Here is a 13,745-nt window from a genome sequence, read left to right as displayed (position 1 = left end):
CCGGGCTGTGCCGGGTTAGCTTAAGCAGACTATTCAGTCGCCGCCGTTTCAGCTCGACTGTGTAACGCCGAGATTTCATTCCCATCAGGTTCTGAATCACGTACGACTGATTGACCGGGCTCGGCGCGAAAAGAGCGCCAGCGGCCTTGTTACGTTCGCGCACCTGTCCAGGTAATGCCTGGTAAGCAGATGGCATCTCCAGCCCGTAATTGCCGAAATGCCCCTCTTCAAAGCGCTCTAATCTCACTATGCGCGCATGGAGTCCTCTGCGTTGACTCCTGCGTACGCACATCAGGTCCATGACGGGAAGGTGCGTCAGTTGCCTCGGAACTCAGGCCGGTCCAAACCCGCAGCAACGACTCTTGAGGGAGAAAAATCTTGAGGCGCTGTATTTTTATCGCGATGCTCTTTTGCACACTCAATCTTCAAGCTTGCGCCAGTTCGGTAGAAACGTTTGCCCTTGGCGGAATCGTCGGTGCCGTGGCGGGCGTATCCGCTATCGTCTGTGCGGTCGGATGCAAATGATTCGCGCCACGAAGCGCCCAATTGTTCTCGACGTTTCCCGCCGGAATGCATCAATCGTGCGGCACGACGACAAGCATACGAGTCAGGCGCTGGGGAATGTCACTCGCTGCCTTTGTGCACTGGAACCCCTTGATTCGCCGGCGGATCACGGCGTTATGCAGTTCGCGCAGGGAACGATGACAGCCGTACTTTCGCATGGGTTGAGCGAAACAGCGATCGAACGGCTTCTTAAGCGTAACGACGTTGTATTGCTGATGGAATGCGATCAAAGGGTATGCCGCGTGCCTTATCGCGGCAAGCAACGTAGGAGCGACGTACTGAGCTTCCTGAGAATAGCGGGGCCGCAGGTACGGGCGCTTGTCTATAGCCACCACGCTGAAGAGGGCCCTGTCTGGATCGACGTCATGTCGGGCGAAGTCTCCGCCCGGTAACAGAACGCCAGGATCTGCCTGCTTTTCTCGTGTCTCGTACCACTCGCGGGCGCGATGGAAAGTAGAGTCGATCAGCGCCGCTTCAACTGCGGTAAGGATACGTTGTTAATGATTTTGTATTTTATGAATCAACGAGACGCCATCAGGTATCTCGTTGAAATCCGGCGAGATACGTTAGCCAAGCCAAGCTCGAGAGTCATTGTTAAAACGCATTTGCATGAAAGTCCTGGTGTTGAAGGGGTCGAACGCGTCCTCCTCGACGTTAGGGCCGCCCGTGCCGCATATTTCGTGGAATGCGGTTCGGCGGAAGGAGATCGGATCGTGTTTATTACCTGAATGCCGTTCCCTGCTGATCGCGGGGAAGCCGTTGAGAGGAAGCCGTAGCGGGAAACTTGCCGCGGCGAACCCGGCTTCTTGATACGTCGATCATGCCGCTTCGAATCGCCACTCCTCAAAGCTTCTTAACTCCCCCGTCTGGATGTCGACCCATAACATTTCTCCGTCTGATGTGTGGTTGAAGACTAGCGCGCGAACCTCGCGCTGACTATCCAGGAATCCCAGCACGGCACGCAGCGTGTGTTTGCCGCGATAGCGAATTGCACGGCTTGATACACCTTGGCCGCTAACAAGCATGATGGGGTTGATGCGCACTTTGCAAGCAATCTCGCCAGTCGTGGAAAAATTCATTTCATCCTCCAAGTACGTTCAATACTCAGTGATAACGTCAGCGATGCGAACAACATTAGGTTACGAAAGACCCGGTAAGAGGATTGTCTGCAGGACGTTATTTGCTTAGGAAAACAAGTCATAAATTGGCTGATCGCCTAGTCAATTTACTTGCATTAAATGCTCGGGAAAGCATAAAAATCTCACCCCTTGCAAGCTAATGCTTAAGCGGAAAGTAATAACATCGTTACCGGGCATTTCATTACCTATGCCAACATCGCTTAGTCCATAGGACTGCACGCAAGCTAGCCAGCTTCGGCTTCTTACCCCGCCTTTCCAACGCTACAGATTTCTGCTTGCCGGGTCGATATGACGTCTGGGCGAATGAATCCGTGCACTCGCCGCTCAAACGTACGCAGCACTGCGAACCTGCTCTATGAAGCCGATTCGCATCACGTAACAACTAACCGAGAGACACCATGGCACTCGATTCCAGCATGTCAATTTCATCTTCGGATTTTTCCGACAGCACGGCCAAGCCATCGTCCGGTGTGTCCGGCAGCGCGCTTCCTGAACGGCCGTCGGCGACATCGTCAGGAAGCGGAGACGTCTTGATGGCGGCGCTCAAGCTTACGTTGCAACGCATGGGGATCGACCCAAGCGGGTTTGTGTCTACGGACACTGAGTCCGTTTCAAACTCGGGCACCACCGCAGAATCCCAGGCGCGCGGGGAGGCGAACCAAGGCGCAGGCAAGCAATTTCTGGTGGCGCTGTATCAGGCGCTTGTCTTGCAGCACGGCCTCAATGCACCCGCTCAGCAAGAGGGCGATGCTGCACCAACGGACCAGGTGACATCAGCCTATGTCGATCTCGGCTCTTCCATAGAAGAGCTTGCGAAAACTGTCCGGTCTACCTCCGTGGAGCGCGATAGTCCAGCCGACACCTGGGACTGGCAGCTCGACGACCCCCTTGGACCCACCTCGGGCAGTGATGATGGTGCGAACGAAAGCACCACAATTGTCGGAGCCGTCAGCACCCTCGACACCGCGTTGCAATCCTACGTGGCGCCTGACGGCAACGCGGGAGAGGTGCCGTTAGCGGATGTTCTGGATGGTTTGAGCGAAGAGACCAAGGGCGTCAGATGGAATCCGGTCGGACTGGTAGTCGACGTGAAGATCTAGGATTTCTAGTGGCAAATGCTCATCGGCAGCGCGCGTTGGGCCCTAGCATTAAATGCGGTTGAGACCGTGCGGTAAGTGCTGGTAAGGAGTCGAGAAAAAGCGGTGATCTTTCATTAATCAACGCTAGCCGTTAAGCGTGATCATTCAATGTCGAAAGAGAGTTCTAGCGACCTGGCATGTGTTCAAGTCTGCCGTGGGGCTACCTTGACGCTGCCTCGATCCCTTCATCTTTATTGAAAGCGAGCCTGATCATGAATGTTAACAGCTATAGCCCCGCAGAACGTATTGCGCCGACAACCATGCGCCCGACCGGCGGCAGCTCGGGCAGCGCAGCCGGCAATAGCGCCAAAACCGATTCGCCGTCGCTGCCGATTGAGCAGGCGACTCCCCCAACGCTGCCGTCGAATGGCTTGATTGGCACACGCATCAACACCAGCGTCTGAAAAGGTAGCGGTCTTATTTATGTTCAATTTGCAGTCTTATAAACGCCACGTGCGGCTGGTGGCCTGCCTGATGGCAGGCGTGGTCATATTGCCAATGGAAGGTTGCGCGGTGGCTGCGCTGCCGTGCCGCCTGGCATCGGCCACGCTTAAGATCGTGCCTGGCGTGGGTCATGCGGCCGCCGCGCCGTTTGATACATGCGCCGACGCCATCGATTGACCAAGTCCTACGCTCCACTCGCCGCTCGCCGCTCGCCGCTCGCCGCTCGCCGCTCGCCGCTCGCCGCTCGCCACTCGCCGCTCGACGTGATACGCGGGCGAGCACGGCTTAGGGCTTGGCAGCAAGTCGGCAATCCAGACGCTGGCTATTATTTGGTCGTGCTGCACGTGACCAAGAACCTTAATCTGGCGAACCATTGAAAACATGAACTCGTTAAAGTTTGCGATTCTGGCTAGCGGCATGGTTTCGTTAGCCGGATGCTCAGGCGGCTCGAATTCTATCGTCGATATGCCGACGTTCGCGCCGGTCGTGGTCTCAAGTCCGTTGAATATTGAAACCGGGGGCGCGATCTTCCAGGGTGGCAACACGCTAGCCTTGTACGAAACGCCTCGCGCGCAACACGTGGGCGACGTATTGACGATTCGTCTCTCGGAGTCCTATTCGGCCAATAACAGCGGCGATGCGTCAGCTAACCGTTCGAGCGACATCAGCGCGCAAGCCGCGGATCAATCCAGCGGCGCAGCGGCGCGCCTGGCCAAGCTGTTTAACATTGGGTCCGCTAGCACGACGTTCAAAGGGCAGGGGGCTGTGTCGAACACGACTGGAATGACGGGGACGCTGGCGGTGTCGGTTATCGCGACGCTGCCGACTGGGAATCTTGTGGTTGCGGGGGACAAGATCATTGCGATGAACCAGAACCGCGATCGCTTGCGGTTGTCGGGTATCGTGAATCCTAAGGACATCGAGGTTGGAAACTACGTATCGTCCAGCAAGGTTGCCAATGCGCGTATTGAGCAGGCAGGTGTCGGCATGCTCGCCGACTCAACTACGGTGGGCTGGCTGCAGCGAATGTTTCTTAGCGTGCTGACGTTCTGATCCCGCGAGGTTAGCCGTCGGTGTTGGCGCCCAGTTTGCCGGTACCAAGCATTTCGGCATCAACTCTGATCGCCTTAAGCCACCTTAAACCAGCGTCTTTCGCCGGATCATTTCGACCGGAAGACAAGACTGCCGGTTATCTTTCCCCATAGGCTTAACCCATCCGGGAACAGCACCGAGGACCGCAGCCGTTTCAGTGCCGGCTCTTGGCCGGGGCGCGCTCTTCACGGTGCGCACGGATGTTTCGCCAGCGTGCTCAGATCTTCATCCAGGCTCGTGCGAATGGTCGTGATCGCCTGGTCCACATTGGTCGGGCGGAGCAGATTGCGCGCCAGTGCTTCATAGACATATTGGCGGATCTCCGGGATCTGCGTCTTTAGCAGGACGTCGTGGTAGATATCCCTCATCTCGCTTTCCCGGCCGTTCAGGTCATATAGCCTTTGCAAATGCTGTAGATCGTTCACTACCGCAAAATTCGGTCCGAACCCTTCGTGGCCAAAGCGGCCGCTATCCGGGTTCGACGGCGAAGTGCTTTGGGCGACTGCGCTGCCTGCACTGGTTGCCAGGACGCTTGCGAGAAGGAGAGTTTGGGTAAGTTGTTTCATGATTATCGAGTAGGACTTCACTAAGCGGAAGTCGATTAAGAAATGACAAGACAACTTCACCGTCGACAGGTGGCAAACTTAGCAACACTGCTGATCATTTTCGTGGGTGCAAGTGGATTGAATGGCGCACGGGTGTCACGAAGTACTCAAGCGTCCTTCGTTGCATCTGCATTGATCCCAACTTAGACACTAGCCGCTGGCCATGTCCAGGATCCCCTCACATTGATTCGTCAATTTGCAGGGTTATGATTGCGCACTTTCGCTAGCGCTGAAACGCCGAGCAACATGCGCGTTCGCCAAGTCCTTCCTGAATCTTATAAATAATTTCGCCGCATTTATTCAAATAGGGAAAGTAAACGCATGCGTATTCGAAAGGACAGGAAACTAAAAGAAATATTCCGTAAGCCTTAGGGCAAAGGCTTGTCTTTTTCACGCAATTTGCTTGAGAGGAATAGAGGATCATTCGATTCAGAGCAGATCGTTACCAATACAATGTGACGCTGCTCCTAACCTCGTCGTCTTCGTCAAACGATCAATTGATCGACGATCTATTTTTGAGCTCTGTAAAATTTGCGGAGGGAGCATGTTGTTAATCGGTGGTGCAGTCGGCTTTATGTCCGGGGTTCTGCTTATGTTTTTCCTCCTGGGACTTCGGGCGCATGAGGATCAGGTAGTCGATCTCGCCGGCACCCTGATTACGCACAATCCGGCTCAAGTGCGGACTCCGAGCGCTGAGGCGTTCTTGCGAGTTCGTGGTTCGCAGGCTTGAATCTTTGGGCTCAGTGCTATAGCGCTAGCCAATGCAGCAGTCGAGCAGTTCGTATAAGAAGAGGATTACGCCAATGGCGAAGAAAAGCATTACTGAAGACGCTCAAGACGTGATGCGGGCGGCCATCCTGATCGAACTCGGCGCACGTATTCAGGTGCTGGAAAGCGAAGTCAACCTCTCCCGTGACCGCATGATTCGCCTTTATCAGGAAGTAAAGGGCGTGTCACCGCCGAAGGGCATGTTGCCGTTCTCGGTCGACTGGTTCCTGACATGGGCACCGAATATTCATGCATCGCTCTTCTACAACATCTATAGATTCCTGAGGGATCTTGCGGGCTGTTCGCATTTCGATGCATTGACAAAGGGCTATAAGCTTTATCTCGAGCATTGTGAGCGTCATGGCAGCTACATCATGCTAAGCTTCACGCGCGCCTGGACGCTCGTGCGTTTCTTCGACGCCGGCATCCTGCAGTTGACCCGATGCTGCACCTGCACTGGCAAGTTCGTCACGCGCAAGCAAGACGCGGCGCACGGCGAGGTGTGCGGTAGTTGCCAGCCGCCGTCGCGGGCGGGCAAGAGCTCCAAGGCCGTTTCGCGTATCACGGAAGACGAAGCCGCAGGTGAATGCAGCACCGTACAGCCCGATGCCATGGAGGAGCTGGATTCGGCTCTATCCGGCTACGTTGACATGAAGCCGGCTCAGCACGAAGCATCCTGCGGACAGACCGCCTGGGCGGGTTGCCTGAGTTAGCTGCTGAGCGGGCTGCATGAGCGGCCGCCCTGAGCTACGCTATAGAGCCTGCGAGTCCCGGGTTCGTTTCACGGGACTCGGGATGATGTCGCGGCCTTTCTGGCCGCATTGGCGCTTCATTCTCTAATCAATCCGACGTTGCAACCACCATCTTGTCGATGAGTGCCGTGACCTTGGTCGCCGTGCTCGCGAAGCGGTCGAGCTTGGCGCCGCTTGTCGCGTAGCTGGCAGCGACCACGATCTTCCCGCGTTGGATCAACGTGAGGTTGATGGCAGAGAGGTACTCGGTGTATCCGTCGGTAAATGTCCGGTGCCCCCAATCCGTGGCCGCGCTGTATACGAGTGTCGCTTCGCAACCGGGTGGTGAGGTTCCTGGTGCATACACGGTCGACTCCACCCCGCGTTTATGCAACGCGTATTGCAAGGCCGGGACAAAGTCGCCAACGGGGACCATGGAATTCCACTCGATGCAAACAGCGTGAAGCGACGCCTTATCGCCATTGATGACGGTGGGTGACGAGTGGATCGACGCAATGCTCATGCCGGCTTGTACGACCGACCCGGCTGCATCGACAGCGGAAATCACGGTCAGTGCGCAGCCCGATATCAAGCAGGGGCTAAACGCGGCGCAGATGAGCGCAGCATTGCGCAGAGATGTTTTTACCCGGCAGGCGAGGAGTCCCATTGGTTTGGCGACGTCAGTCATGCCAAGACGAATGACGGGTTCGACAATGGCCGAACCGTATCCTTCGGTCCTGCATTCGATCGAGCTAGTCATGACGCCACTACTCCTATTTTGCGTTCTTCAACGGATAGCAAACAGGTGCAATTCGTGTGAACCTCGCACGCTTGCAGTAACGCTGACTGGGCCCGACGCGCTCTTGACGATGAAATGACCGCAATAACGACGAGTAATAGACCTGCTGACTTGCATGATTGATTTCCGGGAATAAACAGGGCACTCGTTGCGATTCGGCTGGTAGTCAGCAATGGTTCTCTGGCCGTAATTCCATGGTCGGGTATTTCAGCAAGCGGTGAAACGGCAAGCAACAGACGGCTCCCGTAAGTCCTTTCTCAACCTTTCCGTGACGGTCGAAAAGTCATGCAGCCTGGTCCGGAGCGGTACGTGCCAACTTGCGTCAGCTCGCATCGACACTGCTTGTCTTCCATTGCTGTACAACAGACTTCACCCAGGCGTCCGGCGCTTTCAGCAGATAAACGAGCGTGGCGTTACGCGTAGCCGGCAAGAAACGCAAGGTGATCGAGCTCACCGCGTTTTCCCATTCGTAGACCGGTAGCGCACTGCTTGCGGATGTGGCGGCAGATGCATGAGCGCCAGTGCGCGGGGCGCCATAGCGGTCCGCAAGCGCGTGGCGCAGATCGGCCGCAGTGTCTTCGTCTATGACGAACGACATCTCATACAACCTGAAGGTGGTTTGTCCGCTGACTCGTGCGAAGCGCAGCGTGTGGTCCTGCGCCGGCGCACCGTCGACCACTGCGCGCGATATCGCCCAGCCATTGGCTCGTTGATGCGCCCAGCGGCAAGCAACCGTCAGGCTCTCGCGCGTCTTCAGGCTCATGCCGAGGGAGCCGGCGATTACGTCGGTCTCGCACACCGGCACGCTGTCGATCGGGGTCGCCCTTACGGTCGCGCCCGCCTGGAATTCGTCGAGGGTTATGCCGAGAGGGATTCCGCGAAACGCGAAGGGCGCATCTTGGGGGTGCCCTTTCTGATCAGCGGTTTTGCCCTTGGAAGCGCCGCCGTCGTGCGCGACCGGGTCCGCGTGAACGCTGGCGAACGGAGTGAGCGACAGCACTCCGGCAGCTAGCGCAAGTGCGTAGGCAAGCAGGGTGGGTTTCATGGCTTAATTGATCGCCAACGCACGCATGTCGAATGACATGTGTGCGGTTCGTTTAGCGAACCTAACCCTTTGCAGCGTTGCTGAAGGCCATTGAGCGCATTGGGCCATTGTGGGCACATGAAGCCGGTTTGAGAAACCAGCAAGTTCTGGATTGCCGTGGTGGGTCATGATAAGCCTCGCGTAGCGCATTGATTCCGACCTTCTATTCGACACCACGCATTGAAGCCCCGTGCTTGCAGGTGATCGATGCGCGGCGAAGCGTATTACGTGTCGAATCATCGCACCGGCTTTGTGCGTGTGATGTGAGAAGGAGTGCGCGGTTTCCCGCGGTGCTTACGAGCTGTTTCCGCTGCTTACCAATTTTTAACCGGAGGTTCTCCGTGGTTAAGCAATCGGGAAACGGGCGAGCCTGAGTTAGAACATCGTGTTGTCGTTAGCCGCGTGCTCGGGCACCGGTTGGATCACATCCCAATGTTCGGCAATCTTGCCGTGATCGACGCGGAAGATATCGACGATGGCGTTGCCGCGATCTTGCGGGTTGCTGGTCGAATGAACATGAAGAAACACGAGGTCGCCATCGGCTGCGCTGCGCACGATTGTGGAGTGTGCCTCGGGGTTTGCTTTGAAGCGCTCCGTGAAGAAGCTGATAAACGGCGCCGACCCGCTTGGCACATGCGGATTGTGCTGAACGTAATTTGGCGCAAGCACGGTGCTGGCGATACTGAGATCGTGCTGGTTGAATACCGTGTCGTAGAAGTGCAAGACCAGTGCGCGATTGCTCTCTTCCTGGACGAGATTCCGAGTTGCTGTATGAGCCGGCATGGCGCTATCTTCCGCGCAGGCGGCATGGCTCACGACCATGGCAAGCAGTGCAGTGGCGGCGAGCGCACGGCGAACGAGGGGTGTCTTGGGCAGTGTGGTGATCATATGAAATCCGTTGGGTGGAAAATTGCCGGCATTGCGCCGGGCTTTTCAGGTTTGGTGGATAACTCATTGCTGGCGTCAGCGCCAGTTCCTGCATCGTCATTCAATTATCTGATGAAATGAGCGCCACGCCGCGCGTGACATGCCGCGACATAATTGTTGAATAGAGATTGCGCGGTCATTCATTCATACTCCACTTCGTTGCAGGAACGCCAGAACTCGCGGATTTGACACAGACGCGACACAGATTCCATCAGGCGTTTTCCGCACACATAGAGCGCCGATGATCAGCTATCCATACGTGTTTATCTCATCGGACGACGTGTTTGAATAATCGAGACACGATGGTGTCAATGACAGGATGAACATGCTGAATATTCTTAAGATGTTAGCTGGGCGAAGCGCGTTTCGTGCACTGTCCGCCTTGGCTTTTTGTGCCGTTCTGCTGACCGGCTGCGCTGGCGGCGTCACCAACGTGAGTGCTTTTCCGGCGGCGGCGCAAGTGCGGCCAGAGGCCATTTATGTCTACGCGTTTGAAAGCACGCCGGATCAAGTGAAACTCGACGGCGGTTTGCTTCAGAAGGTGAAGACGCAATTCGACGGTGCGTCGACCATGAAGAAACAAGCCGACGATGCGGCCGAAGTGCGCGAGCAGGTGGCCGATGAAATCGTCAAGCAGCTTCAGTCGATGGGCCTGCACGCAGTACGTGCAGATTCGCCCGCGCCTACCGACCGGAACGTCCTGATCGTGCAAGGCAGCTTCGAGACGATCGACGCCGGGAATCGCCGCCGCCGGATGCTGGTCGGTCTGGGTGCGGGAAAAAGCCAGGTCGGCACGTCCGTGCAGGTCGTGTACCAACCGGCCGGCGAAACGCCGAGGTTGATACAGAGTTTCGACGCCACGGCGGACAGCGGCAAGGCCCCTGGCGTGGTGGAAACAGCGGGAATTGGCGCCGCTGCCGGACATGTCGCGACATCGGCTGCGGCAGGCGTGGGTCTGCATGCTGTGTCCGAGACCAAACACGCCGGGGTGTCGGCAGATGCGAAGCGACTCGCCGATTCCGTTGCGAAGCAGGTTGCGCAGATCGGCGTAGGCGAGGGCTGGATGACGCCTGACATAATCAAAGGCTAGTGTCCGGGCTGCCCGATCCAGGATCGGACATCAAAGCCCGCGGGTTCAGAACGGTACTTCAGCCACGTGCCAGAGCACGCCGGAAGGATCGAAGATGAACCCGACTTTCATGCCCCAGCTTTGCAGCGCCGGCTCGCGAGGGGCATTAACAGAAAACTGTTCGACAAGCTCTCCGGGTTTCGTTTTCTGCCACCACGAATCCACATCCCGGACGAGAAGTTGAATCATGCAGTTCTCGGCAAATTCCTTGGCGTAGAAATTCTGCAGAATGAAGCTGAAACTGCCCAGCTTTAATATCGCAATGCTTTCGTCCTCGTGGGTCAGTGTGAAACCTAATGCCCGGTAGAAACGCTTTGAGGCGTCGAAGTCTTTCGCGGGCACGAAAGGTCGAATAGCCAGGATCTGATCCATGATGAGTGGTCACTCCGCAAGATGATGTTGCTGCAGTTGTTGGTGAAACCGCGTGGAAATTTTATCAAGCTGCGGTGCACTGGGGAAGATGACCGAACCGATGGCATCCAGCGCGATTAGAACGCTCATGGCTCGGTCGCGGTCAACTGCCGTAGCTGCTCCAGCAGCATGACGGCAGGGCGCGGCAGGATGCCCTGGCGGCGTCGGAAGGCCGTTAGCGTGCGGCGTGCGACGAGCCCTGGAATGGGCAAGGTATCGAACACGCCGGCCGCGCTTTCGGTGTCGTACATCGGCGCGGCCATCCAGCTTAAAAATCCCGCACGCGTGACGAGACTTTTCAGAACGGTAATCGAGCGGGTCTCGACCGCGATGTCCGGCATGCCGAGCCCATGCTCGGCGAACACACGCTGCATGTGCTCGAACGGGCCAGTGCCCCTGGGTGGCACGCACCACCGCTGACCGAGTGTGTCGGCAAGGCATAGGTCCGTTTTGGCACGCAGCGGGTGATCGAGCGCGGCAACCACGTAGCTCGTGTCCTCCCAGCAACAATCGGCTATAGCTTCAATTTCATCGGTATCGGGCACGGCCATGCTGAGCGCAAGGTCGATCTCCTGCTTGAGCAGGCTGTCGGCGAGCCGGTCCCACACGCCCTCAATAATCTGCACGCGCAAGTTCGGCCAGCGGGCCAGAACGCCGCTGACCGCGAGCGGCAGTACGAGGGTTGCAATGCTCGCCACTGCACCTACCCGGATCGTGCCCTTCGCGAGGCCGCGAATCGCGTCGATCTCTTCGCGTGCATTGTCGGCTTCATGTAGTAGCAGAGTTGCGTGCGGGAGCAAGGCCTCGCCGATCGCGGTAAGTTGCATGCCCTTTGAATGGCGTTCGAACAGAGGGGCGCCTAGCTCTTCCTCCAGTCGCTTGATCGTCCGGCTCAGAGCCGGTTGCGTCACATGGAGAACCTCCGCCGCGCGACCAAGGCTACTGCTTTCGACAATTGTCGTGAACGCATGAAGTTGCTGAAGGCTAAAGGTCATGATTGCTCGGGAGCGGGAGGCGAAAAGGAACGCAGATCAACGCGATGTCCCTTAACAATAAAGGTTAAAACGGAAACGTGTGCTGGAAGAGTGGGGTCTACCGGTGAAACGGAGCGCGATGCAATAGCCGACATTCCGCACGATCTCTAATTGTTGGCATAAATCGACTGAAAACGCATCGATTTGACATTGGACTAGATCTTCGTCGGAAAATCGAAAGCTACGTATTGTTCTACGTATTGTGATTTATTGGGAAGATCGACGGTGCAGATTGAGCTGATATGCGCTAGCCGCAGATAATGAATCAGATTGTCTACTGCCGGTCGTTTGCGCACCGAAGCTGCGCGTCGCGCATCCTCTTCGCCTGACCCCCGCGATGTCCCTTAGTCCAACTGGACGATGCGAGCGCGGCTCGAATCACCGTCAATGATGGTATGAGCCGAAACCGGCGGAACGTCGCGTTTCTCCCGTTCTGCCGTCTCGAAGCACATAAGCGCGCAGCGCATTTCCGGGCTGCATTGAGGGATTTGACGCGAGTCATGCAAGAGGTCTGGAAATGAGATCCACAATACAGAGGGATTGGCTGATCGCCGCATTCTTGGTAGCGATCGGCGTGGTCGGCGTATCTGTGCGGCAGCTTTCCGCGTGCGCATGGAATGGCGAGTTTCCGGGCATGGTCTGTACGGCCGGCTCGTCGTTGTCGCTGTTTCTTGGCGTTACCGGCACGGCTGCGCTGCTCGGTCATCTGCGGGCTCGCCGCTCGGGTGCTGATGAACAGTGCTTTACGTTCATTGGCGCGGTCGGTGGCGCGGCGTTGGTGTTCGCGATTATGCTGACCGGCTTTTAACCAGGCGGGGCGGTGTATCACCCCGAGGCGACGCGCAAGATCCACCTCTACGGTTAATCTCAATCGGACTGGTGCGGCACGTGTCGCCATTCTTAATCGGCAAGCGGCAAGCTGCATGCATGGCAAGGCGCTCTCCTGTCCCGTTCAACAGTCGATGTTTCGGCTGATCGACACAACGCGTATCAGGCGATGATTGCCGGATGTGCTTGAACCGGCCCGCCCAACGCGTCCCGATGTGAAGGAGGTTGCCGCCCGTCCAGGTCGGTTATGCCGTATTCGTGAGCGAGTTCTGCGCCGACCAACACCATGCCCGACTTCTGCTGGCGCTGCGGATCGTGATACAACCTATCGATCAGACGTCCAGTGAATTGTGGCGTCTCGGCCAGCTCGCTGAAGCCCGCATACTGTTCCGGATCTTGGGCAATCACGCGAGCGGTGCGCTCCGTTTTTAGCATGCCCATCCAGATAGACACCGCCGCCACCCCGTGCGGTCTCAGATCGACTGCCATGTCCTTGGCGAACTTGTCGACGCCGGCTTTTTGCGCGCCATACGCTGCGCCATGCATATAACAACTGGCACCGAACGACGACGTGAATGCAATCAGGCCGTTGCGTTGCGCAGCCATCAAAGGTGCAGCATGCCAGCTCGCCACGTAAGCGGAACGCAGGCCCACATCGAGAATGTCGACCAGATCGAGCGGCTTTTCCCAGAAGGGTGCCGGACGAATCAGTTCATCGTGCAACGCGGTGGCGTTGTTGACGAGGATGTCGAGTCGCCCGCTGTTCCCCCGGATCTTCGCGAAAACGTCCACGACTTGGCTGTCGTCCGCGTGGTCGCAGATCAGCGCAATGCCTTTGCCGCCAAGCCGGTCGATCCCCGCAGCGGTCGCGTGTACGGTGCCGGGTAACGCAGAGTCGCCTTCGCGCTGCGACCGGCCTGTCACGTACACTGTCGCGCCGGTAGCACCGAGCGCGAGTGCAATACCTTTGCCGGCGCCGCGAGACGCGCCGGTTACGAGCGCGACATAGGGTTCGGTCTGATTAGTCATATGGGGGCGTCCATAAAGAAAA

General features: G+C 57.2%; 18 protein-coding genes. 9 read left to right on the top strand and 9 right to left on the bottom strand.

Going from position 1 to position 13,745, the window contains the following annotated elements; translation table 11 throughout:
- Positions 1-701 precede the first annotated feature (701 nt).
- Positions 702-956, top strand: a complete 255-nt coding sequence (locus tag SBC1_RS19365; protein WP_165098879.1) for a hypothetical protein — start codon at positions 702-704, stop codon at positions 954-956.
- Between the two features lie 426 nt (positions 957-1,382).
- Here the strand turns inward: SBC1_RS19365 and SBC1_RS19360 are convergent, their stop codons facing one another.
- Entirely contained in the window at positions 1,383-1,643 is a 261-nt protein-coding gene (locus SBC1_RS19360; RefSeq protein ID WP_165098909.1) for a DUF480 domain-containing protein, read from the bottom strand.
- A gap of 458 nt (positions 1,644-2,101) precedes the next feature.
- Between SBC1_RS19360 and SBC1_RS19355 the strand changes: the two genes are divergently transcribed.
- The 5 genes from SBC1_RS19355 to SBC1_RS19335 all read left to right on the top strand — a co-directional run bounded on the left by SBC1_RS19355 (position 2,102) and on the right by SBC1_RS19335 (position 4,339).
- On the top strand, positions 2,102-2,803 hold the full coding sequence (locus SBC1_RS19355) for a hypothetical protein (protein ID WP_165098912.1): 702 nt from the start codon (positions 2,102-2,104) through the stop codon (positions 2,801-2,803).
- Positions 2,804-3,054: 251 nt separating this feature from the next.
- Positions 3,055-3,246, top strand: coding sequence for a hypothetical protein (locus SBC1_RS19350; RefSeq protein WP_165098915.1), 192 nt, complete (start codon positions 3,055-3,057; stop codon positions 3,244-3,246).
- A gap of 19 nt (positions 3,247-3,265) precedes the next feature.
- Positions 3,266-3,463 (top strand): DUF6726 family protein, encoded by a 198-nt coding sequence (locus SBC1_RS19345; protein WP_165093759.1) that lies wholly within the window; start codon positions 3,266-3,268, stop codon positions 3,461-3,463.
- Positions 3,460-3,663, top strand: coding sequence for a hypothetical protein (locus tag SBC1_RS39645; RefSeq protein WP_206366078.1), 204 nt, complete (start codon positions 3,460-3,462; stop codon positions 3,661-3,663). The genes SBC1_RS19345 and SBC1_RS39645 overlap by 4 nt, the downstream gene beginning before the upstream one ends.
- 4 nt (positions 3,664-3,667) lie before the next feature.
- Positions 3,668-4,339, top strand: coding sequence for a flagellar basal body L-ring protein FlgH (locus tag SBC1_RS19335; RefSeq protein WP_165098918.1), 672 nt, complete (start codon positions 3,668-3,670; stop codon positions 4,337-4,339).
- A gap of 224 nt (positions 4,340-4,563) precedes the next feature.
- On the opposite strand, the gene SBC1_RS19330 is transcribed toward SBC1_RS19335, so the two are convergent.
- Positions 4,564-4,944: a hypothetical protein gene (locus SBC1_RS19330; protein WP_165098933.1), complete on the bottom strand. Its 381-nt coding sequence runs from the start codon at positions 4,942-4,944 to the stop codon at positions 4,564-4,566.
- A 589-nt stretch (positions 4,945-5,533) separates the two neighbouring features.
- Positions 5,534-5,659 (bottom strand): hypothetical protein, encoded by a 126-nt coding sequence (locus SBC1_RS40415; protein WP_255540772.1) that lies wholly within the window; start codon positions 5,657-5,659, stop codon positions 5,534-5,536.
- Between the two features lie 127 nt (positions 5,660-5,786).
- Between SBC1_RS40415 and flhC the strand changes: the two genes are divergently transcribed.
- Positions 5,787-6,464 (top strand): flagellar transcriptional regulator FlhC, encoded by a 678-nt coding sequence (gene flhC / locus SBC1_RS19325; RefSeq protein ID WP_165098946.1) that lies wholly within the window; start codon positions 5,787-5,789, stop codon positions 6,462-6,464.
- Between the two features lie 127 nt (positions 6,465-6,591).
- On the opposite strand, the gene SBC1_RS19320 is transcribed toward flhC, so the two are convergent.
- The 3 genes from SBC1_RS19320 to SBC1_RS19310 form a co-directional block, all read right to left on the bottom strand.
- Complete coding sequence (locus tag SBC1_RS19320) at positions 6,592-7,242, bottom strand: hypothetical protein (protein ID WP_241202158.1); 651 nt, start codon at positions 7,240-7,242, stop codon at positions 6,592-6,594.
- Between the two features lie 361 nt (positions 7,243-7,603).
- A complete protein-coding gene (locus SBC1_RS19315) occupies positions 7,604-8,326 on the bottom strand; it encodes a hypothetical protein (RefSeq protein ID WP_165098951.1) in 723 nt (240 codons plus the stop codon).
- A gap of 414 nt (positions 8,327-8,740) precedes the next feature.
- Positions 8,741-9,253 carry a nuclear transport factor 2 family protein gene (locus tag SBC1_RS19310; protein WP_165098956.1) on the bottom strand — a complete coding sequence of 171 codons (513 nt, stop codon included), beginning with the start codon at positions 9,251-9,253 and terminating at the stop codon, positions 8,741-8,743.
- Between the two features lie 364 nt (positions 9,254-9,617).
- Between SBC1_RS19310 and SBC1_RS19305 the strand changes: the two genes are divergently transcribed.
- Positions 9,618-10,382, top strand: a complete 765-nt coding sequence (locus SBC1_RS19305; protein WP_165098963.1) for a DUF4410 domain-containing protein — start codon at positions 9,618-9,620, stop codon at positions 10,380-10,382.
- Positions 10,383-10,427: 45 nt separating this feature from the next.
- On the opposite strand, the gene SBC1_RS19300 is transcribed toward SBC1_RS19305, so the two are convergent.
- Both SBC1_RS19300 and SBC1_RS19295 read right to left on the bottom strand, forming a co-directional pair.
- Complete coding sequence (locus tag SBC1_RS19300; RefSeq protein WP_165098966.1) at positions 10,428-10,793, bottom strand: VOC family protein; 366 nt, start codon at positions 10,791-10,793, stop codon at positions 10,428-10,430.
- A 125-nt stretch (positions 10,794-10,918) separates the two neighbouring features.
- On the bottom strand, positions 10,919-11,827 hold the full coding sequence (locus tag SBC1_RS19295; RefSeq protein WP_165098977.1) for a LysR family transcriptional regulator: 909 nt from the start codon (positions 11,825-11,827) through the stop codon (positions 10,919-10,921).
- 556 nt (positions 11,828-12,383) lie between these two features.
- Here SBC1_RS19295 and SBC1_RS19290 point away from each other — a divergent pair.
- The gene (locus SBC1_RS19290) at positions 12,384-12,674 is read left to right on the top strand and encodes a hypothetical protein (protein ID WP_165098980.1); all 291 of its coding nucleotides are present in this window, start codon (positions 12,384-12,386) and stop codon (positions 12,672-12,674) included.
- A 182-nt stretch (positions 12,675-12,856) separates the two neighbouring features.
- Here SBC1_RS19290 and SBC1_RS19285 read toward each other — a convergent pair whose 3' ends face one another.
- On the bottom strand, positions 12,857-13,723 hold the full coding sequence (locus SBC1_RS19285) for an SDR family NAD(P)-dependent oxidoreductase (protein ID WP_165098991.1): 867 nt from the start codon (positions 13,721-13,723) through the stop codon (positions 12,857-12,859).
- Between the last annotated feature and the right edge of the window lie 22 nt (positions 13,724-13,745).

It is taken from the genome of Caballeronia sp. SBC1 (assembly GCF_011493005.1).
Lineage (GTDB): Bacteria > Pseudomonadota > Gammaproteobacteria > Burkholderiales > Burkholderiaceae > Caballeronia.
This window is presented reverse-complemented; position numbering and strand designations above follow the sequence as displayed.

What these genes read in the sequence shown, in the direction of transcription:
- SBC1_RS19290 (WP_165098980.1), top strand. Translation starts at nt 12,384, where the DNA reads ATGAGATCCACAATACAGAGGGATTGGCTGATCGCCGCATTCTTGGTA.
- SBC1_RS19365 (WP_165098879.1), top strand. Translation starts at nt 702, where the DNA reads ATGACAGCCGTACTTTCGCATGGGTTGAGCGAAACAGCGATCGAACGG.
- SBC1_RS19360 (WP_165098909.1), bottom strand. Translation starts at nt 1,643, where the DNA reads ATGAATTTTTCCACGACTGGCGAGATTGCTTGCAAAGTGCGCATCAAC.
- flhC (WP_165098946.1), top strand. Translation starts at nt 5,787, where the DNA reads ATGGCGAAGAAAAGCATTACTGAAGACGCTCAAGACGTGATGCGGGCG.
- SBC1_RS19300 (WP_165098966.1), bottom strand. Translation starts at nt 10,793, where the DNA reads ATGGATCAGATCCTGGCTATTCGACCTTTCGTGCCCGCGAAAGACTTC.
- SBC1_RS19320 (WP_241202158.1), bottom strand. Translation starts at nt 7,242, where the DNA reads ATGACTAGCTCGATCGAATGCAGGACCGAAGGATACGGTTCGGCCATT.
- SBC1_RS19345 (WP_165093759.1), top strand. Translation starts at nt 3,266, where the DNA reads ATGTTCAATTTGCAGTCTTATAAACGCCACGTGCGGCTGGTGGCCTGC.
- SBC1_RS19335 (WP_165098918.1), top strand. Translation starts at nt 3,668, where the DNA reads ATGAACTCGTTAAAGTTTGCGATTCTGGCTAGCGGCATGGTTTCGTTA.
- SBC1_RS19355 (WP_165098912.1), top strand. Translation starts at nt 2,102, where the DNA reads ATGGCACTCGATTCCAGCATGTCAATTTCATCTTCGGATTTTTCCGAC.
- SBC1_RS19315 (WP_165098951.1), bottom strand. Translation starts at nt 8,326, where the DNA reads ATGAAACCCACCCTGCTTGCCTACGCACTTGCGCTAGCTGCCGGAGTG.
- SBC1_RS19350 (WP_165098915.1), top strand. Translation starts at nt 3,055, where the DNA reads ATGAATGTTAACAGCTATAGCCCCGCAGAACGTATTGCGCCGACAACC.
- SBC1_RS19285 (WP_165098991.1), bottom strand. Translation starts at nt 13,723, where the DNA reads ATGACTAATCAGACCGAACCCTATGTCGCGCTCGTAACCGGCGCGTCT.
- SBC1_RS19295 (WP_165098977.1), bottom strand. Translation starts at nt 11,827, where the DNA reads ATGACCTTTAGCCTTCAGCAACTTCATGCGTTCACGACAATTGTCGAA.
- SBC1_RS19305 (WP_165098963.1), top strand. Translation starts at nt 9,618, where the DNA reads ATGCTGAATATTCTTAAGATGTTAGCTGGGCGAAGCGCGTTTCGTGCA.
- SBC1_RS19330 (WP_165098933.1), bottom strand. Translation starts at nt 4,944, where the DNA reads ATGAAACAACTTACCCAAACTCTCCTTCTCGCAAGCGTCCTGGCAACC.
- SBC1_RS19310 (WP_165098956.1), bottom strand. Translation starts at nt 9,253, where the DNA reads ATGATCACCACACTGCCCAAGACACCCCTCGTTCGCCGTGCGCTCGCC.